This window comes from Roseofilum sp. KMC-1, from assembly GCF_057802075.1.
Window position 1 is genome coordinate 529,633 of record NZ_CM173605.1, and the last position, 18,999, is coordinate 548,631.

The window sequence follows — 18,999 nt, forward strand, 5'->3', positions numbered from 1 at the left end:
GATTATGGCTTTTATTTATCACCTGCAACTGGAACTTCAGGATAGTCTCTATTTTGCAACCCGTGAAATCGGGAGACTGTATGAGACTGAACCCATTATTCACAATTATGCCCTCTGTTATGCTTTGGGATTGGTGGATAATCCGCAATATGCAACGACGGTTGATGAAGCAGAAACCTATCGTTACTTTTGCCGCAATCAAGTCCCCCAGTATGAGGAACATCTTACCCCTTTGAATCAACAGGGAATTTATGTGACTCCTGCTAGGGCAGTCCATTATCAAACTGTCCTCACGACTTGGAAATATGCTAATAATCACTATCATGTGGAGATGGAAAAAACAGCGAAAAACTGGCCCAGTTTTGGACGTAACAAAGAAGTTGCGCCAGAGAGTCGGTTTGAATGTTTTGTCGTGACACAAAAACAAATCCAGCTCCCTCGCTGGATTCGTTTGGGTAAGTGGTTAAGTAAGGCAGAAGTCATCTGTACAAATGTGCAAGAGGTGAAAGCTTCTACTTCCGAACAAGAGTTTGTTTATTCCCATCCTCTTAATCCTTTGGATGTTATGTTTTCCCACCAAGTTATCAGCTATGATGTGATTAACATGCCTCCAGTGAGTTTGATTCGGAATGTGCGCTTGCGCGGTTCTTACTATCAGATTGATACTGAGAATCTTAAGCTCCCTGCTGGTATGGCATACCAATTTGCACCATAGGAAGATTTAGAGAGCTAGTTGGGACAATGTGAATCATACATGATTGACTAGCTCTCTCTAACTTTGTCTATTGTCTTGACACAGCTAACATCAAGTTTGGTTAAAGAGTACAACAAGCGAGCAAGATGCTCGCACTCCTCTATTGCCTCTGTTAGTTTGCACTCTTATTTCCTAAGTTAAAATCATCAAATTATGTCAACTTTAGACCCCAATTTATCTTACACTTTTATCGCCTTCTTGAAGATCTTGAACCCCATCAACAAAATCCTCGGCATCCTCCTCCATCCCATCCAAACCTATCTAGCTACACAAAAACCCTAAATTGTTAATTGTTAATTTTTAATTCTTAATTGACATGCCCTATAGCCTCGTTCTCAACCTCACTCCCCTCTCCCCTATTCCCGTCGGATACCTGAGCGGACGGCATTTACACGCACTGTTTCTTAGCTTGGTTAGCTCCGTCGATCGCACCCTAGGCGATCGCCTCCATGACTCCCAAGCAGATAAATCTTTTACCCTCTCCCCCCTGCAAACCCGTCGCCACTTCAAAATCCTACAGTGCGAACATCAGCAAGCTATCCCTGCTGAAACTCCCTGCTGGTGGCGGATCTCCCTGCTTGATGATGCCCTCTTCGGAGAACTTACCCAACTGTGGCTCCACCTTAACCGGGATAAACCTTGGCATTTGGGCCCTGCGGATCTGATTATTACCAGTATCCTCGCTACTCCCCAGTCTACTCATCCCTGGGCGAACTCCTGTTCCTACAGCCAGCTCTATGAGGAAGCCTCAGCGACAGATAATACCTTTCGCTTCTGCATGGCTACCCCCATGGCTTTCCGCCAAGGCAAATATGATACGGCGCTACCGAGTGGCGATCGCTTCTTCGCTAGTTTGCGCCAACGGTGGAATAAATATAGCGGTATTGAAATTCCCGAACTCATTCTAGATACCGTATTTCCCAGTTTTTTCGATATCCAAACGGCGATCGTTACTGATAAACGGAGTAAGTTTATTGGCTCCATTGGCGAAATTACATTTCGACTTCTCGGTGATGCCACCCCTACCACACTCAAACACCTTAACACCCTGGCTAATTATGCCCTCTACTGCGGAATTGGACGCAAAACCACTATGGGAATGGGCATGGCAAGACGGATCAATTAACAATTAACAATGAACAATTAACAATTACCATGAACACTGAAGTTCCTATTTCTGCCCTCAATCAATATGCCTATTGTCCCCATCGCTGTTGGCGGATGTTTTGTACTGGAGAATTTGAAGATAATGCCTATACGATTGAAGGAACAACACTCCACGATCGCGTTCATACCCTCAGTCAAGAAATGCGCGATGATACCTGGCAAGTTCGATCGATTTGGCTCAAATCAGAGCAGTATAACTTGATTGGCAAATCGGATTTAATTGAAGCGCAAAATGGCCAACTTTATCCCGTTGAGTATAAGCGGGGGAAAGTTGGAGACTATGAAAATGATGCCCTGCAAGTCTGCGCTCAAGCCCTGTGTCTGGAAGAAATGACGGGTACTGCGGTGACTGAAGGCTTTGTCTATTATGCCCAATCTCACCAACGGCATCCTGTGAGCATTGATGATACTTTGCGGCAAGGGGCGATCGCGGCGATCGCTGCCATTCAAAAGCTATTTTCAGGAGACCTCATACCCCAGTCTGAATATAGCCCCAAATGCCGTGGATGTAGCCTCTACACCGCCTGTTTGCCCCAAGCCACCAAAAAAATCAAAACCTATCAAGAAGTGGGTTAATAGCGTTTGTTGAAGTTAGTCTTGATCCCCCCAACCCCCCTTAAAAAGGGGGGCAGTAAAAGTCCCCCTTTCCAAGGGGGATTTAGGGCCTGGAGTTCGTGTGTTGCCTGGATTATTTTTCGCAGTAAAAGTCCCCCTTTTCAAGGGGGATTTAGGGGGATCGAAACGTAGGGCATAAAGCGCGAACACTGCTGTAAGTCCCTCTCCCGTGGGAGAGGGATTTAGGGAGAGGGCATCCCCCACCTCAAACCCACATCAATACAACGGAGAAACCACCATGGGAACCCTTTATGTTACCCAAGAAAACGCCTTTATCGGTAAAGTAGATGAACGCATTCATGTGAAACTTGACAAACAAAAAATTGCCGACGTTCCTCTGATTAAAGTAGATGGAGTTGTCGCTTTTGGAGCTGTCAACTTTTCCCCTGCTCTGCTTCAAGAACTCCTCGACCGCCGCATTGCCTTTACCTTCCTTACTCCTACTGGAAAATATCGGGGCTGTTTAGAACCGGAACTGAGGAAAAATATCTTTTTGCGCCAACATCAATGGGCGGCTGATGGGAATACGCCCCAAGCTATTCATCTGGTGCAAGCTTTTGTGCGGGGAAAACTGAAAAACTACCGCATCAGCTTACAGCGCAGGGGGCGACGGGCGGGTATGGATCTCAGTGGAGAGATTGAACAGTTGAAAGGTATTATAGGGGCGATTTCTTCGGAAAGTTTCGCTTTCATGTCCGTTCATGTCCGAAGGAAAGGAAACGCTACTACCGAAGTCATCAACTCCCTGCGCGGACTCGAAGGGGCGGGAAGTGCTGTCTACTTCCGGTGCTTTAACTCACTCATCCAAAACCCGGACTTTACCTTCACTACCCGCAACCGCCGTCCCCCTACCGACCCTGTGAACTCCTTACTCAGTCTCGGTTACGCTCTCCTGCGCCATGACATCCAAAGCGCTGTAAATATTGTCGGCTTTGACCCCTATTTGGGCTATCTCCATGTCAAACACTACGGCCGTCCTGCCCTTGCTCTCGACCTGATGGAAGAATTTCGTCCCTTAGTTGTCGATAGTATGGTTCTCGAAGCCCTTAACCGTAAAGTTCTCAACCCCAGCGACTTCACCCAACAACCTATCAGTAAGGAAACTTCTCTCACTCCGGAAGCGCTGAAAACTTTTTTGCGCTGTTATCAAGAGAAAAAACAGTCCTCTTTCAAACACCCGGTGATGAAAACCCAATGCACCTACCAAGAAGCTTTTGAAATTCAAGCTCGTCTTCTGGGCAAATACCTGATGGGCGAAACGGAACAATATCCTCCCCTAGTCCTGCAATAACTCCACCCTATCGATTGGGTTAAATCGGATGAGTTGGAAAACGACTAGAAACCTGGTTTCTTGAAGAAACCGGGTTTCTGAACACCCTATCGATTGGGTTAAAACAGATAGTTTAAATGCAATCATCCCACCTATGTTTATTGTCATCAGCTACGACATCCCGGAAGACAAGCGCCGTACCCGCATCCACAAGATTCTCAAGTCTTACGGGCAATGGATGCAGTATTCGGTTTTCGAGTGTGATCTTACACCGACTCAGTATGCTAAACTGCGTCAGCGATTGAGTAAGGTGATTAAATCTGATACGGATAGCATTCGCTTTTACTTCCTCTGCGCCTGTTGCCAAGGTAAAGTAGAGCGTATCGGTGGCGAAATGCCCCGCGACGAGTCGATCTTTTTTGCCTAAAATCCGACGCTAGGGGGGTGTGGAAATCGCCCTTGAGTCTAAAATCGCTGTATTGCTTGCTCAGTCTGCTTTACAGCGATTTTGATTTTAAAGGTAGCGTCGGACTATACAGGGTAAGGGTTTCAGGGATTTCTGCTTGCTTTTTGGCCGCGGGTGAGCTATGATCAGGGGTGTGCGTCGGAAATGTACCTTGAAAACTAAATAGGGTAAGGGTCTCAGGAGCCTGCGGTTTAAATCAACCTAAATCCCTATTAGGGATTGAAACCTTTTAGATCAGATAAAATCCAGCACCCAGGAGCATGGACTTGCGTTTAAATCAACCTAAATCCCTATTAGGGATTGAAACTTCGGTACGTGGTTTCGCACGATCGACCGAGGTATGTTTAAATCAACCTAAATCCCTATTAGGGATTGAAACTCACGGATTGCAACCTGAGTAGGCTTTTCGACCTCTTGTTTAAATCAACCTAAATCCCTATTAGGGATTGAAACCAACAGTTGTGGCATTTCGATTGGAACATGACAGACGTTTAAATCAACCTAAATCCCTATTAGGGATTGAAACAATGGGGTGCTTTTATCCCCCAATATGGGGGATATGTTTAAATCAACCTAAATCCCTATTAGGGATTGAAACGCCAGTTGCGCGCCATTATTATTGGCGGCATTGCTCATGTTTAAATCAACCTAAATCCCTATTAGGGATTGAAACCAGCTCGATAACCCAGATGAAATCTCTAATCGGACAGTTTAAATCAACCTAAATCCCTATTAGGGATTGAAACATTTCAGAGATGAGGTTTTCACCAGTTAAGCGTAAGTTTAAATCAACCTAAATCCCTATTAGGGATTGAAACTCCCAACTTAGAGCAGGGAAAACAACACCCCCATGGTTTGCTGTTTAAATCAACCTAAATCCCTATTAGGGATTGAAACCGATTCTCCGGACTATACACCGGCATAGGATGCTATGTTTAAATCAACCTAAATCCCTATTAGGGATTGAAACTGCCATGGTGGTTAGCCAAATGGCGTAAAGCATGAGTCTGGTTTAAATCAACCTAAATCCCTATTAGGGATTGAAACACTCCAGATTTTCCAGACAGAGCGATAGGGACAATATGTTTAAATCAACCTAAATCCCTATTAGGGATTGAAACGGCTACAAAGATATTGAAGAGAACGTGGATAAGTTGTTTAAATCAACCTAAATCCCTATTAGGGATTGAAACTCTCCTTTAAGCATTAAAAATCCCCCCTAGTTTAGTGTTTAAATCAACCTAAATCCCTATTAGGGATTGAAACCCCTCAGAGCATTATCAGGGTTTTCTCAGGATCGCCACTTAATCTGGGTGGTTGAAAGCAACTCACCGACAAACATTAAAGCATGTTGATTAAAACATTAGGGCAGAGATTTAAGGCTAAACTCAACTCGCTACAGTTTCGCCTAACCCTGGGATTGGCGATCGTCTCCGGTATTGGACTCGGATCGGTCGCTATTGCCACCGGGTTAAAAATGCAGCAACAATTGCTCTTAACCCATAAACAAAATATCCGCTATATTGCTCAACGCTTGCCTAACGATATCGAAATTTATAGTCAACGGTTTAGCCAGCGTGAAGCCCTAGAAATGGTGATTGAAGATGTGAGCGCAGAAACCATTTTTTTATGGATTCAATCTTCAGAGGGTGAAATCATCGCCCGATCGCCCAATTTCCAACGATCGCCATATCCCCAAAACGCCGACCTCCTCAACATTAGCAATGCTCCCATTCAACCGGAAGTCTACCCCTATCAAGGGCGCTATTTCGTCCTCTGTGCTGGCCCCTTAACAATCAATCAGCAAACCCTCGGCAAAATCTATGTAGCTCAAGATATCACCTCAGAGCAACAAATGCTCCTAGAAATGCTCAGAAACTTGATCGGAGTAAGCCTGTTAGCCCTAATGGCAATGGCGATCGCGATGGCAATCTATATTCGGCGATCGCTCGATCCCCTCCGTAAAATCAGCGCCTATGCCGTCAAAATATCAGCCCAAGACTTAGGCGAAGTCTCCTTAAACTTAGATCCTGCCCCCTCCGAGCTACAAGAATTAGCCAAAACCCTAGATCTGATGCTCTCGCGACTCTCTGAATCTTGGGAAAATCAACGGCAATTTGTCAGCAACGTTTCCCATGAATTACGCACCCCCTTAACCATCGTTCATGGCTACCTTCAAAGCACCCTCAGACGAGGAAACAACCTCACCGAAGCCCAACGGGAAGCCCTAGAAACCGCAGCCGCAGAAGCCGATCGCACCATTCAACTCTTACAAAACTTACTCGAACTTGCCCGCGCCGATAATGGACAAACGCACTTTGAACTCGAACCTCTATGCCTAACTAACCTAATTTTAGAAGTAGCAGACATGGCACAACAGTACAGCAGTCGTACCCTCGAACTGCATTTAGGACATCAGCCAATACAAATTAAAGGCGATCGCAACCGCCTAAAACAAGTCCTACTTAACCTCATCGATAACGCCGTCAAATACTCCCACCCCGACACCCTCATTACCCTCAAACTCGAAAAACAGAGCGATCGCATCTGCTTGCAAGTGTGCGATCGCTCAGAAGGCATCCCCCTAGCCCATCAAGCCCGCATCTTCGAGCGCTTCTATCGCATTGACGACGCTCGCACCCGCTCCACCGGCGGAACCGGCTTAGGCTTATCCATTGTCAAAACCCTAATCGAAGGCATGGGAGGGCGCGTTACCGTCGTTTCCAAATTGGGAGAAGGGAGTATTTTTACAATTAGCTTACCCATTCATGGTTAATCGTTTACCACAGAGCCACAGAGAACACAAACAGTTGCAACAAACCCAGTTTCCGGTTTCAACGACTAAACTGATAATCCCGCAGCCAAATCCGAACCGCTTCAGCAATCGCCCCTTCTCGACTCTCTGGTAAACGAACCAACCGCTCCCCATCCGTCACCGCAGACAACAGTAAAACCAACTCCCATCCCCCCTCAGTCTCAGTCAAAAATAGCCAATAATAAACCTCTCGATCGATAATTCTCAGTCCCTCATAAGTACGCTCCAAAGAAGTGAGAAACACCTGGCGGGAATTTTCCGGAACCTCTTCCCCAAAAGGTAGAGGCAAAGGCTCAAAGTCAGGCTTTCCCACCGTAATCACTGAAGGTATAGGATAAGGCTTAATCAAATCGCGATCGCGCTGAATCGCCCGATTAGCATAACCCGTAAAATCCTGCACCATCTCCTCAATCAAGCCCTCAAAATTCTCCCCACACCTTCCCCTTGCAGCCACCTCAGCCTCTAAACCCTCATACACAACCCAAGGCTGTCCGAGGGGCACTTCCCAGAGCCACAGCATCCGATTTAACCTGCAAGCTCATCATTAATCCGGTTCCAAGCCCCCTGGGGATCATCCGCCGCTATAATCGGTCGGCCAATCACCAAATAACTCGCCCCCCCTTGGAGCGCCTCTTGGGGAGTCATCACCCGGCGCTGGTCTCCTCCCTCCGCCCAAGTCGGGCGCACCCCCGGACAAACCAACAGAAACTCCTCCCCACAGACGCGCCGCAGTTGGGCCGCTTCCTGGGGAGAACAGACCGCCCCCTGAATGCCCGACTCCTGGGCAAGGAGAGCCATCTGTAAAGTATATTCGGGCAACTCCACCGGCACTTTCAGATCAAACGCTAAATCCCGCGAATTTAGGCTCGTGAGCAAGGTAATCGCCAACAAATTTGGGGGGGGTAATCCCGCCGATTCCGCCCCTGCTCTAGAAGCTGCTAGGGCACGCTGCAAAGCCGTTCGCCCGGCTACTCCATGGACAGTCAGCAAGTCCACCCCATAGCGTCCCGCCGCTCGACAAGCTCCCGCCATAGTATTGGGGATATCATGGAACTTGAGATCCAGAAAAATACGCTTTTGCCGTTGTTTGAGTTCCTCTAAAATACTGGGGCCAGTGCTGACAAACAACTCTAGACCCACTTTCCAAAACTGCACATCCGGCAATCGATCCAAAAGGGCGATCGCCTCTTCCCCACTAGAAACATCCAACGCTACAATAATCCGGTCTCCCTTCTTCATCGTTTCTCCCCCTTACTTCACCAACCGCACAAACTTATTCTTACCTACCTGCAACACCTTTCCAGCCATATCATCAGCCCCCTCAAACACCAAATTAGGGTCGCTCACCTTTTCCCCCGCTAATTTTACCCCGCCCCCTTGGATCAAACGTCTCGCCTCCGAAGACCCACCGCATAATCCAGCCGCACTGACAACATAAAATAACTTGGCCGGAAACTCCACATTCTTCAAGCTAAACTCAGGAATACTCCCCGCTTCCCCTTGACTCAAAGCCGCTTTTTGCGCCTCCAAAGCAGCCTCCTTACCCTTATACTGAGTCACCACATCCAGAGCTAACAGCTTTTGTCGCTCCCTGGGATTTTCCGGTAACTCCTCCCAAACCCAATCAGTCAGCAACTCCACATAGTCCCGAATAATCCCATCCGGGGTTTTCTCCAACTTAGAATACATCGTCACCGCATTTTCCCACAGCCCCACATAATTACCCAAAGACTTCGACATTTTCTGTCCTCCATCCGTCCCCAGCAAAATCGGCACGAGTAAACCAAACTGGGGCTTCAGCCCAAAATGGCGCTGTAAATCTCGACCCACAGCAATATTAAACTTCTGGTCAGTTCCCCCCAACTCCACATCAGCCTTCACCGCCACAGAATCATACCCTTGCATCAAGGGATACAGAAACTCATGCAGATAAATGGGATTTTCTTGGCTATAGCGCTCCGCAAATCCCTCTTTGGCTAACATTTGACCCACCGTCATCGTAGCCAACAAGCCCAGAATTTCTTTTAAATTCAATTGGGCTAACCACTCCGAGTTATAGCGAATTTCTAAGCGTCCGGGAGTACCAAAATCCAGAATCGGGCGCAGTTGATCCAGATAGGTTTGGGCATTTTTCTTTACCTGTTCGGCTGTCAGTTGACGGCGAACCTCAGATTTTCCAGTAGGATCGCCAATTTGAGCCGTAAAATCCCCAATAATCAAAACAGCCGTATGGCCAGCATCTTGAAAGGCTCGCAGTTTCCGCACGGCAATACTATGGCCCAAATGTAAATCAGTTCCCGTGGGATCGATCCCCAATTTCACCCTCAAGGGTCGTCCGGAACGCTCAATACACCGTTGTAGGTTTTCGTCAGGATCGTTGCTATCCGGGCGATCGGGGAAAATTTCGCTAACACCGCGATGTAGCCAATTCCAGGCTGAGTTAATACTTGTCATGGGATTAGAAAATCTATAATACATCAATATTTTGCCAATCTCTGTAATACCTGTTAACACTTATGGCAAGTAAAGGTTAAACTATGGGTCAGTCCCCATTCATCCATCTCTAAGACTCCAAGTCTGGTTCTTATCCCTATCCATTTGTTCGAGCTGAGGAAGTTAAATCATCGTGTCGTCTAATACTATCAGTCCTAAGCCATTGAAATCTATTACTCCTAGCCTTCAGTTTGTCCAAGGTGTGGGCAAAGTGGCAGGCGGTACGATTTTGGGAGTGATGATGCTCGCTAGTTCCATCTTTGCTGGAGGACTGGTGGGTTTAGCCTTAAGTTTTCGCAATCTGCCCGATGTCCGCAGTCTCAGAAGCTATATGCCCACAGAGACCAGTTATATCTACGATATTAATGGTGAACTGCTTACCCGTATCCATGATGAGGCTAACCGGGAAGTTGTCCCCCTAGAGCGGATTTCGCCCCAGTTGAAATTGGCAGTATTGGCGATCGAAGATTCCCACTTTTATCTCCACAATGGGATTAATCCCAGTAGTGTGGGTCGGGCACTGTTAGCCAATATTGAAAAGGGAGGAATTAGCGAGGGTGCATCAACGATTACTATGCAGTTGGTGAAAAACCTGTTTCTGTCTCCAGAGCGGCAATTTAGTCGGAAGGTTGCTGAAGCGGTTTTGGCCATGCGCTTGGAGCAAATTCTAACCAAAGATGAAGTTCTAGAGCTGTATTTAAATCAGGTGTACTGGGGCCATAATACCTATGGAGTGGAGACAGCCGCCCAGAGTTATTTTGCTAAGTCTGCTGCGGATCTGAATTTGGCTGAATCGGCAATGATGGCGGGTTTGATTCAAGCGCCAGAGAGTTTGAGTCCATTTGTGGATTATAAGTTAGCCAAGCAACAGCAGGCGATCGTTTTGGGTCGGATGCGAGAATTGAATTGGATTACGGCCGAAGAAGAGAAGGAAGCGAAAGAGCAACCCCTATTGGTAGGTCAGATCACTTCTTTTGGTCAAAGTAAAGTGCCCTATTTGACCGAGGCGGTGATCCAAGAACTCTCAGACCGCTTTGGTCGGGATATGGTGGTTAAAGGGGGTTTGCGAATTCAAACTACCATTGACCTGAAGCTCCAACGCCTTGCCGAGCAAACGGTTAAAGATTGGCATAGTCGGCTCTATAGCCAAGGTCTTTATTACGATTACGATAATGGACAATTGGCTCTAGTCGCAGTCGATCCCCGAACCCACTTTGTTAAAGCTATGGTGGGAGGCTTTGATTATGAAACCAGTCAATATAACCGAGCTGTTCAAGCCCAACGACAACCCGGTTCAGCATTTAAACCTTTTGTTTACTATGCGGCTTTTGCCAGTGGCAAGTATAGCCCAGATTCAGTGGTGAATGACTCACCAGTAAGCTATCGCGATGGTGATGGCTATTATTCTCCCCGTAACTATGGGGGGAGTTTTTCTGGGCCGGTAAGTTTACGCAGAGCGCTGGAAGTGTCTTTGAACATCCCTGCCATTAAAATTGGCCAGGAAGTGGGTTTGAATAAGGTGGTGGAGGTTGTCCGTAATCTAGGCATTAAAAGTCCCATCGATCCGGTAATTTCCCTACCTCTAGGATCAGTAGATTTAACCCCTCTAGAGATGGCTGGAGCGTTTGCCACCTTTGCCAATAATGGTTGGCATTCCCAACCGACATTTATTGCCCAGGTTGTTGATAGCCATGGGAATGTTTTATTGGATAACACGCCCAAACCTAAGCTGATTCTCGATCCTTGGGCGGTAGCTTCTCTCAATAGTGCCTTACAGGGTGTTGTGGAACGGGGAACGGGTGTAGCAGCCCAAATTGGTCGGCCAGCAGCCGGTAAAACCGGAACGACTTCTTCGGAACGGGATATTTGGTTCGTGGGTTATGTCCCCCAACTCTCTGTAGCGGTTTGGGTGGGGAATGATGATTATTCTCCTCTGGGAGGTGGAGCAACAGGAGGTGGCTTTGTGGCTCCCATTTGGCAAAACTTTATGCGACAAGCTTTGGCCAACGAACCGGTGGAGAAATTCCCTTCTCCGAGCGAATTTCCCCCTCCCCAGCCATAGGAGGACAGTTGGGATTTAGGATTGTTTTTCCAATTCGGATTTCATCCGCTCTAGGGTGAAATTCATCTGGTCAAACATTTGTTGTGGGGTAACTCCAAATTGGCCTAACTGGGTTTTGAGCTGTTCAACGGTCATTTGAGCCATGAAGTCTTCGGAGAGTTCAAAACGTTTCATAAATACTTTATATCGATCCATTAAGGATTCCATCTGTTCGATGAACAGCTTTTTTCCCTCTCGATCAAATTTGCCATAGTCACTGCCAAGTTTGATTAGGGATTGGTAATCCTCAAAGAGTTGCTTGGCTTCTTGTTGAACGATTTCTGAATCAAAAAATCCCATGGCTTTTTTTGGATAGGTTGACTAATTTTCAATGGGGCGCATGATGATGATGCACTGGTTTTATTCTAATGGAGTCAGAGATTGGAGTAAAATTCGGTTTCCCGTATTTGGGAGATAGGGGGATGGGGAGATGGGGAGATGGAGGAATGGGGCTATTATTTAAGTATGAGCAGATTAGGATGGACTTTTAGGGGTGGTGAATAAGGAAAAGAATCGAAAAGTAGGGATGATTTTGGCGTTTTCTGGGGTGTTGATCCCGATCGCCGGATTGCATAAATTTTATTTAGGTCAGCCTTTATGGGGGATGGTCTATTTGTTGCTGTCTTGGACTCCGATTCCCCATGTGGCCAGCGTGATTGAGGCTGTGTGGTATTTGGTACAGGATGATGAGGAATTTAAGGCGAATTATCCGGGGCCAGTTCCGGTAATTTCAGAGCTGAAAATTCCCCAAGTGGATTGGTCAAGATTTTGGCCAAAAGCAAATCCTGCACCAACTGGCCCGATCGCCGAGCAGGTGGAGTCAGTCGCTGAGGCCTTGCGTCAGTTGGAAGCTTTACGCCAAGAGGGATTAATTACGGAGTATGAGTTTGAACAAAAACGCCGTCAACTGTTAAATAAAATTGCTTAAGCTAAAGTTTAGGCAGTTTAGGCAGTTTAGGCAGTTTGGGCAGAGGGGGAAGGGTTGGTAAAGGGGGAAGAGTGGGCAAGATGGTCTGATTTTCCCATTCCTGAGAGTGTTCTGAGTTTATGGGCCAACCCAGGCGAGTCGGTTGTTGATAGATGCGCTTCAAGGTGTTGACATCGCGGGCAGAGATGGGGGGAGGATAGGGTACTTGAGAAAAATAGAGAGCATCGGTGGGTTCGGGAGAGTGCCCCCAAATGCCGATCGCATGGCCGAGTTCATGACGAGCGGTAGCGAGGGTATAGTCTGGGGTTTGGTCTGGGGTGAGGAAGATGTGACAGCGATGGAGTAGATAGTCTGGCTCTGGCTGATGGGGGGAAGAGCCAACATAGAGTTGATATTCAGTAGTAGCCGATCGCACTCGTCCCAATTCTCCATTGGGCCCCAGTTTTAGGGGGGGGCGCTGCCGGTGAATGATAATCTGGGCTAGATCGGGGCGATCGCTCATTTTCAGGGGCAAATAGGCTTGCCAGTCCTGAATGGCTTGGGTAACCGCTTCCAGCCAACGGGGATCTGGAGAATCAACATCCAGATACACTTCTACGGGGAAGTCAGACCAAATTAAATACCCTACATTCAGGAGCTTAATCGACTCAAAATAATCTCCAGAGTCTTCAGGAGCTTGCCATTGTTCTAAAGTGGGGGGAAGAGGATGAACTTCAGGTTCCGGCCACTGGTTTTTAGGGGGTAGAGCGACACTAACCACACAAGAAAAGACCGCCAACACAATGGTGGCGATCGCAGAAGCAGTAGCTATCGACCGCAGTCGAGGTATGGGGAGCCTTTTCTTACCCAGAACAGTTCTCAAGGATAAACCGGGAAGCTTTAAACCTCTCGTCACCCACCAAAGAGCCATGGGCTTAACCAACCGGTTCTAACCATCCAGCACTTAACACCACAGTTAAGCCCAGAAAAAGAACAGTCAAAGCCCAGGTTGTCCGGTTTAAGGTTGTTTCAGCACTTTTAGCACTGGTAAACAATTGGGCTTGGCCACCAATACCGCCAATACCATCTCCTTTGGGACTATGGAGAAGAATTAAGACCACCAAACTAAAGGCTGAGATGGCCCAGACAATTTGTAGGATGCTGACAACGGTCATAGGGTTATAGAAAGGGAATGAACAATCATCAAGTTAGAAGTCGGAGTTTACCGAGACAGGGAAACCGGCGATCGATTGGGTTGCACTTCATAGGCAGGTTGCTCGAACATCGATTTTCCTGTCATTTCCTTGGGTTGAGGAATTTGGAGAATTTCCAGAATGGTAGGGGCAATATCGGCTAAACAGCCATCAGGTCTTAAGACGACATGATTACCATGGCCGGGAATTTTACGCTTTTCTCCTTCAACCAGGATAAAGGGTACGGGGTTCGTCGTATGGGCTGTCCAAGGATTCCCCTTCTCATCGTACATGAGTTCGGCATTGCCATGGTCAGCAATAATAATGGTGGTTCCTCCGACTTTACCGATCGCCTCGATCAGGTGACCTAAGCATTCATCCACCGTTTCAATGGCTTGAATGGCTGCATCCATCACTCCCGTATGACCCACCATATCTGGATTAGCATAATTAATCACCACCATAGAATAGACTTGTTCTTCGATGGCGGCGATCGCCGTTTCCGTCACCGCTTCCGCAGACATGCTCGGCTGTTGGTCATAGGTGGGAACCTGGGGAGAGGGGATTAGCTCCCGGTCTTCTCCTGCTACCGGCTCTTCGAGTCCCCCATTAAAGAAATAGGTCACATGGGCATATTTTTCCGTTTCTGCGGTGCGAAACTGTCGCAGTCCTTGCTCGGCCAAAACCTCTGCCAAAATATTATTGAGGTCTTGGGGTTCAAAGGCCACCGACACCGGCAGATGGGAGTCATATTGCGTAAAGGTGACAAAGGACAGGGAATCGATGGGCGATCGCTCAAAGCCATCAAACTTGGGATCGACAAAGGCTTGGGTCAGCTGACGAGAGCGATCGGGACGGAAATTAAAAAAGATGATCCCATCTCCCGCTTCTACTGCACCCTCAGCGCAACGGACAGGAAGCACAAACTCATCTGTCACTTCTTGCCCATAGGAAGCCTTTAACAGAGAAATAGCATCCCCTTGAGCCGTAATCCTATTGTCTATTAGAACCTGATAGGCTTTTTGTACCCGATCCCAGCGATGATCCCGATCCATCGCATAATAGCGACCCATCAAGGTAACAATTTTCCCAATTCCTAAGCCGTTAATTTCGGCTTGCAGTTTTTCCAGATTTTTGACCCCATCCGTAGGATAGGTATCGCGACCATCGGTAATGGCGTGAATACAGACTTGTTCAATCTCCTGTGCTTTGGCTAGTTTTAGTAAACCCAATAGATGGTCTATGTGGGAATGAACGCCTCCGTCCGAGCAAAGTCCAATCAAATGGAGTTTACTAGAGCGGGATTTAACTTGCCGACAGACTTCTTGTAAAACCGGGTTCTCTTGTAAAGAACCGTCTTCGACTGCATCGCTAATGCGAAGCAATTCCTGTTTCACAATTCGGCCTGCGCCAATGTTCATATGACCCACTTCTGAGTTACCCATTTGTCCTTGAGGTAACCCGACAGCTTTGCCAGAGGTTTGAATTAAAGTATTGGGGTAAGCTGCCTGTAGGCTATCCATTATGGGTGTTTTCGCGACGGCAATGGCGTTTCCGTCGGTGGCTTCACGGTAACCCCAGCCATCTAAAATGACTAGCACCACAGGAGATATCGGTGCTTTTGTCATAACCTATTCACCCTTTTGCTGAATTTCTGGCTCGATCATACCACTAGAGAGAAAAACCTGCCGCTTAAATTCCTGGGTGAGGAACAGTCAAGGGAAAATGGCAGTGTAAAATTAAGGGAATTAATCTAAGGTATTGATCGTAGAGGAGATCCATCTTTGGGCTTCTATTGTTCACAGTCATCATAAATGTTCTGGGTGGGTAAAAGACTATGAGCTTATTGGTTAGACGGGGGATCGTTTATCTGGGGGTTTTTACCCTGGGGGGTAGTGTGGGTTGGCTAGGAAGCCAATATCTGGAAAACCATCAGCTTTTGAATTCTACTCGCCCTTCTGTGCTTCCTGTGGTTTTGCCCCCATTGCCTGAACCTTCAGTGATGCCTGAATCACGGGAGCCGCTCCATACTAATTTTATTGCTAGAGCCGTGGAGAAAGTAGGGCCGGCTGTGGTAAGAATTGATGCAACTCGACGGGTGAAATCTCAGATTTCTCCCCCCTTTCGCAATCCCCTGTTAGATCGGTTCTTTGGTGAAGATCTTCCTTCTGCCCCCGAACGGTTGGAGCGGGGCACGGGTTCGGGAGTGATTTTAAGTGCCCAAGGACAGTTGGTGACGAATGCCCATGTGGTGGAAGGGGCAGATGTGGTAGAGATTACTCTCCGGGATGGGCGCAGGTTTGAAGGGGTGGTTTTGGGTAGAGATTCGGTGACGGATATTGCGGCGATCAAAATTGAGGCTCAGGGGTTACCCGTGGTAGAAATCGGTGGCACTGAGGCGCTAGTCGCCGGACAATGGGCGATCGCCATTGGTAATCCGTTAGGCTTAGATAATACGGTAACGGCTGGGATTATTAGCGCCACGGGGCGATCGAGCGCTCAAGTCGGTATTCCCGATAAGCGTGTGCGTTTTATTCAAACGGATGCCGCCATTAATCCGGGCAATTCCGGAGGCCCCTTATTGAATGAGCAGGGACAGGTGATTGGGATTAATACCGCTATTCGTGCCGATGCTCAAGGGTTAGGCTTTGCTATTCCCATTGAAACAGCCCTACGGGTTGCCGATCAATTGTTTACAAGTGGTATAGCAGAACATCCCTTTTTAGGTATTCAAATGGTGGATTTAACCCCTGCGACGAAAGCCTTATTACAACAGCAGCAATTCCCCATCGCCGATACCCTCAATGAGGGCGTTATTATTACGGGAATTGTACAAAATTCTCCTGCTGAAAATTCCCAGCTACAACCGGGAGATATTATTCTCAGTGTCGATGGAATTTTGGTTAAGAATGCCACAGAAGTGCAAGCCCTGGTAGAACAGTCTACCGTCGGTGAATTAATGGTTTTAGGGGTAAATCGAGGAGGCAAAAAAATTGACATTTCTATTCGCCCTGGATCGCTGCCCCACTCTCAACCTTAAAATATCCCTATACCCTGGAGCGTTCCGGATAGAAGAGTGCCCTTTGAGTAGGAGATAAATGTCAACAATTTATGATATTTTCCTCAAGAGAAAGGCTAATGATTGACTATTATAAAGGTTGGATTATTCAATTGTTTTTAGAAGATCAATATTGGCAAGTGGATGTTATTAGTCCAGAGGGTCATTATTCTGGAATTGGTGGTTTAGTCGGAATTTATTCCGATCCCTTTTCTGCTCTTCAGGACACTTATGAGCGCATCGATCGCCGGATTGCTTGGAGCAGTCTGGGGCAGATCTTAGCTGAGTTTTGCGATCGCGGCTTGATTTCGGAAACCGAGTGGGATAACTTGACTGACTCTTTAACCTGCTGGGTTGTGCAATAGTAACCCAGAATCCCACCCCATACAAATCAGTCTTTAAAATTGACAAAGACCCTCGAATAATGATATAATAACATGCGTTTTTGTCTCAACTTGAGGCAGCCAAACCTGAATGCTAATCTAGGTTGGGTAGCCCAATTTTTGATTGGATTCCCTGGGTTGGATCTTGATTCATCCTTACTAAACTCTGAGATCGTTTTTATGCCTCGTCCTGCTAAACCGATAGAACTGCCAACTTTAACAGATGAAGCCCTTTGGCTTCGTGCTTTAACCCATCGCTCCTATACCAATGAACATGCCGATATCCAAGAAGATAACGAAGGATTAGAGTTTTTGGGCGATGCAGTTTTAGGGTTTTTAGTCAGTGAACTGATTTATAAGCGTTATGGCAGTTCGGCACATATTACCGAAGCTCAAATGACCCGATTGCGCTCTAAATTAGTCGATGAACAACAACTTGCAAGATTAGCAGAAGAATTAGGCGTGGGTAAACTCATGCGTTTAGGCAAAGGAGCAATTCAAAACAACGCCCAAAACAATCCCGCCTTACTCAGTGATACCCTAGAAGCAATTATTGGGGCCTACTATTTAGATACAGGCATCCTGAAAGTGCGTAAGTTTGTAACTCGTTTATTTACCCAAATTGCCGATGACTTGATGGACTCATCCGACGCTGAACATCCTCCAAGTTTAATTGATAGCAAAGGAAAACTTCAGCAATGGGCATTGAAAGAGTATCAGCAAACCCCAGACTATAAAGTAGTTAAGGAATGGGGCGAAGACCATGAAAAAGTCTTTTGTGTTGAAGTTTGGGTAAAGGGCAAAAAGTATGGCGAAGGTAAAGGCCGTCGCAAAAAAGAAGCAGAGAAAAAAGCGGCTGAAGATGCCTTGCAGCATGTAGAGGGTTAGATCGATTAAAAATCGGTAATACCCACAACCCATAAACCCGTTTTCTAACGTCCCTTGAAAGATAACCCCAAAAAAAACCATGCAAGTAACAACTGATATTGGTACATTAATTGTACAAACTCCTGAAACTTGTGGTAACCTGCCACGAATTGCAGGCACTCGCGTTACCGTTCAAAATATTGTTATTGATTTCCAAGCAGGAATGAAACCGGAAGAGATTCTGGCACAAAGAATAAATTTAACACCGGCACAGGTTTATGCTGCTTTAGCCTACTATTATGCTAATCAAGGGCGTATTGATAGGGATATTAAAGTCTATTATGAAGAGTGCGATCGCCTAGAAAGGGAATACCAGAATAATCAAGTCCTATGAGTAAAGTTCGTCTATATCTTGATGAAGATGCACTTCAAGATGGATTAGTGCAAGCTTTACGGAATTCTGGTGTAGATGTCATAACCGTCGCTGATGTCAATCGACTCAGTTTCTCTGATGAGGCGCAACTGATTTTGTCAACCCAGCAGCAGCGTGTTATTTATAGCTTTAATATGGGAGATTTTCATCAGCTACATAGTAGTTTCGTAGCAGAAGGAAGAAGCCATAGCGGTATTATTCTAGTACCTCAACAGCGTTATTCAATTGGCGAACAACTCAGGGGTTTACTCAAGCTAATTGCTCTAAAATCTGCGGAAGATATGATCAATCAATTAATTTTCTTAAGTTCCTATATCCGGGAGTAAATTGGTAGGGTGGGCAGTGCCTCCCCTACTTTTGCCGAGAAAAAAGCGGCTGAAGATGCCTTGCAGCATGTAGAGGGTTAGATCGATTAAAAATCGGTAATACCCACAACCCAGAAACCCGGTTTCTGTCAGAAAACGGGTTTGTAACCGT

At 46.7% G+C, this 18,999-nt stretch carries 21 protein-coding genes and 1 CRISPR repeat array; of the genes, 14 read left to right on the top strand and 7 right to left on the bottom strand.

The window, feature by feature from the left end; all coding sequences use genetic code 11:
* Positions 1–4 precede the first annotated feature (4 nt).
* The 7 genes from cas5d to AC3FZD_RS02620 all read left to right on the top strand — a co-directional run bounded on the left by cas5d (position 5) and on the right by AC3FZD_RS02620 (position 7,048).
* Positions 5–715: a type I-D CRISPR-associated protein Cas5/Csc1 gene (gene cas5d / locus AC3FZD_RS02590; RefSeq protein WP_488738630.1), complete on the top strand. Its 711-nt coding sequence runs from the start codon at positions 5–7 to the stop codon at positions 713–715.
* A gap of 192 nt (positions 716–907) precedes the next feature.
* Positions 908–1,036: a hypothetical protein gene (locus AC3FZD_RS02595; RefSeq protein ID WP_488738631.1), complete on the top strand. Its 129-nt coding sequence runs from the start codon at positions 908–910 to the stop codon at positions 1,034–1,036.
* A gap of 34 nt (positions 1,037–1,070) precedes the next feature.
* Positions 1,071–1,880, top strand: coding sequence for a CRISPR-associated endoribonuclease Cas6 (cas6, locus tag AC3FZD_RS02600; RefSeq protein WP_488738632.1), 810 nt, complete (start codon positions 1,071–1,073; stop codon positions 1,878–1,880).
* Positions 1,881–1,909: 29 nt separating this feature from the next.
* Positions 1,910–2,497, top strand: coding sequence for a CRISPR-associated protein Cas4 (gene cas4 / locus AC3FZD_RS02605; protein WP_488738633.1), 588 nt, complete (start codon positions 1,910–1,912; stop codon positions 2,495–2,497).
* Positions 2,498–2,774: 277 nt separating this feature from the next.
* Positions 2,775–3,827: a type I-D CRISPR-associated endonuclease Cas1d gene (cas1d, locus tag AC3FZD_RS02610; RefSeq protein ID WP_488738634.1), complete on the top strand. Its 1,053-nt coding sequence runs from the start codon at positions 2,775–2,777 to the stop codon at positions 3,825–3,827.
* Between the two features lie 133 nt (positions 3,828–3,960).
* Complete coding sequence (gene cas2, locus AC3FZD_RS02615; RefSeq protein ID WP_488738635.1) at positions 3,961–4,233, top strand: CRISPR-associated endonuclease Cas2; 273 nt, start codon at positions 3,961–3,963, stop codon at positions 4,231–4,233.
* A gap of 228 nt (positions 4,234–4,461) precedes the next feature.
* Positions 4,462–5,538: direct repeats of the CRISPR family, unit length 37 nt; unit sequence GTTTAAATCAACCTAAATCCCTATTAGGGATTGAAAC.
* An 82-nt stretch (positions 5,539–5,620) separates the two neighbouring features.
* Positions 5,621–7,048 carry a sensor histidine kinase gene (locus AC3FZD_RS02620; RefSeq protein ID WP_488738636.1) on the top strand — a complete coding sequence of 476 codons (1,428 nt, stop codon included), beginning with the start codon at positions 5,621–5,623 and terminating at the stop codon, positions 7,046–7,048.
* A gap of 58 nt (positions 7,049–7,106) precedes the next feature.
* Here AC3FZD_RS02620 and AC3FZD_RS02625 read toward each other — a convergent pair whose 3' ends face one another.
* Genes AC3FZD_RS02625 through tyrS form a run of 3 tightly spaced genes read right to left on the bottom strand, consistent with a single transcriptional unit; the run spans position 7,107 to position 9,541 of the window.
* Complete coding sequence (locus AC3FZD_RS02625) at positions 7,107–7,607, bottom strand: hypothetical protein (RefSeq protein WP_488738637.1); 501 nt, start codon at positions 7,605–7,607, stop codon at positions 7,107–7,109.
* A 5-nt stretch (positions 7,608–7,612) separates the two neighbouring features.
* Positions 7,613–8,326 (bottom strand): orotidine-5'-phosphate decarboxylase, encoded by a 714-nt coding sequence (pyrF, locus tag AC3FZD_RS02630; RefSeq protein WP_488738638.1) that lies wholly within the window; start codon positions 8,324–8,326, stop codon positions 7,613–7,615.
* A gap of 12 nt (positions 8,327–8,338) precedes the next feature.
* The gene (tyrS, locus tag AC3FZD_RS02635; protein ID WP_488738639.1) at positions 8,339–9,541 is read right to left on the bottom strand and encodes a tyrosine--tRNA ligase; all 1,203 of its coding nucleotides are present in this window, start codon (positions 9,539–9,541) and stop codon (positions 8,339–8,341) included.
* Between the two features lie 172 nt (positions 9,542–9,713).
* On the opposite strand from tyrS, the gene AC3FZD_RS02640 reads away from it, so the two are divergent.
* The gene (locus tag AC3FZD_RS02640; protein ID WP_488738640.1) at positions 9,714–11,642 is read left to right on the top strand and encodes a transglycosylase domain-containing protein; all 1,929 of its coding nucleotides are present in this window, start codon (positions 9,714–9,716) and stop codon (positions 11,640–11,642) included.
* Positions 11,643–11,657: 15 nt separating this feature from the next.
* On the opposite strand, the gene AC3FZD_RS02645 is transcribed toward AC3FZD_RS02640, so the two are convergent.
* Entirely contained in the window at positions 11,658–11,981 is a 324-nt protein-coding gene (locus tag AC3FZD_RS02645) for a DUF1825 family protein (protein ID WP_488738641.1), read from the bottom strand.
* Positions 11,982–12,174: 193 nt separating this feature from the next.
* Here AC3FZD_RS02645 and AC3FZD_RS02650 point away from each other — a divergent pair, with 193 nt between their 5' ends.
* Positions 12,175–12,609 (top strand): NINE protein, encoded by a 435-nt coding sequence (locus AC3FZD_RS02650; protein WP_488738642.1) that lies wholly within the window; start codon positions 12,175–12,177, stop codon positions 12,607–12,609.
* Position 12,610: 1 nt separating this feature from the next.
* On the opposite strand, the gene AC3FZD_RS02655 is transcribed toward AC3FZD_RS02650, so the two are convergent.
* The 3 genes from AC3FZD_RS02655 to gpmI are packed head-to-tail and all read right to left on the bottom strand — an operon-like array spanning position 12,611 to position 15,409.
* A complete protein-coding gene (locus AC3FZD_RS02655) occupies positions 12,611–13,519 on the bottom strand; it encodes a peptidase (RefSeq protein ID WP_488738643.1) in 909 nt (302 codons plus the stop codon).
* Positions 13,520–13,523: 4 nt separating this feature from the next.
* The gene (gene secG, locus AC3FZD_RS02660; protein ID WP_283752900.1) at positions 13,524–13,763 is read right to left on the bottom strand and encodes a preprotein translocase subunit SecG; all 240 of its coding nucleotides are present in this window, start codon (positions 13,761–13,763) and stop codon (positions 13,524–13,526) included.
* Positions 13,764–13,810: 47 nt separating this feature from the next.
* Positions 13,811–15,409 carry a 2,3-bisphosphoglycerate-independent phosphoglycerate mutase gene (gpmI, locus tag AC3FZD_RS02665; protein WP_488738644.1) on the bottom strand — a complete coding sequence of 533 codons (1,599 nt, stop codon included), beginning with the start codon at positions 15,407–15,409 and terminating at the stop codon, positions 13,811–13,813.
* 209 nt (positions 15,410–15,618) lie between these two features.
* On the opposite strand from gpmI, the gene AC3FZD_RS02670 reads away from it, so the two are divergent.
* The 5 genes from AC3FZD_RS02670 (at position 15,619) to AC3FZD_RS02690 (ending at position 18,848) form a co-directional block, all read left to right on the top strand.
* Positions 15,619–16,821 carry an HhoA/HhoB/HtrA family serine endopeptidase gene (locus tag AC3FZD_RS02670; RefSeq protein ID WP_488738645.1) on the top strand — a complete coding sequence of 401 codons (1,203 nt, stop codon included), beginning with the start codon at positions 15,619–15,621 and terminating at the stop codon, positions 16,819–16,821.
* A gap of 98 nt (positions 16,822–16,919) precedes the next feature.
* Positions 16,920–17,204, top strand: a complete 285-nt coding sequence (locus tag AC3FZD_RS02675) for a hypothetical protein (RefSeq protein WP_488738646.1) — start codon at positions 16,920–16,922, stop codon at positions 17,202–17,204.
* A gap of 198 nt (positions 17,205–17,402) precedes the next feature.
* A complete protein-coding gene (gene rnc, locus AC3FZD_RS02680; RefSeq protein WP_488738647.1) occupies positions 17,403–18,110 on the top strand; it encodes a ribonuclease III in 708 nt (235 codons plus the stop codon).
* 79 nt (positions 18,111–18,189) lie between these two features.
* Positions 18,190–18,483 (top strand): DUF433 domain-containing protein, encoded by a 294-nt coding sequence (locus AC3FZD_RS02685; protein WP_488738648.1) that lies wholly within the window; start codon positions 18,190–18,192, stop codon positions 18,481–18,483.
* The gene (locus AC3FZD_RS02690) at positions 18,480–18,848 is read left to right on the top strand and encodes a DUF5615 family PIN-like protein (RefSeq protein WP_488738649.1); all 369 of its coding nucleotides are present in this window, start codon (positions 18,480–18,482) and stop codon (positions 18,846–18,848) included. Before AC3FZD_RS02685 ends, AC3FZD_RS02690 begins: the two co-directional genes overlap by 4 nt.
* Positions 18,849–18,999: the final 151 nt, after the last annotated feature.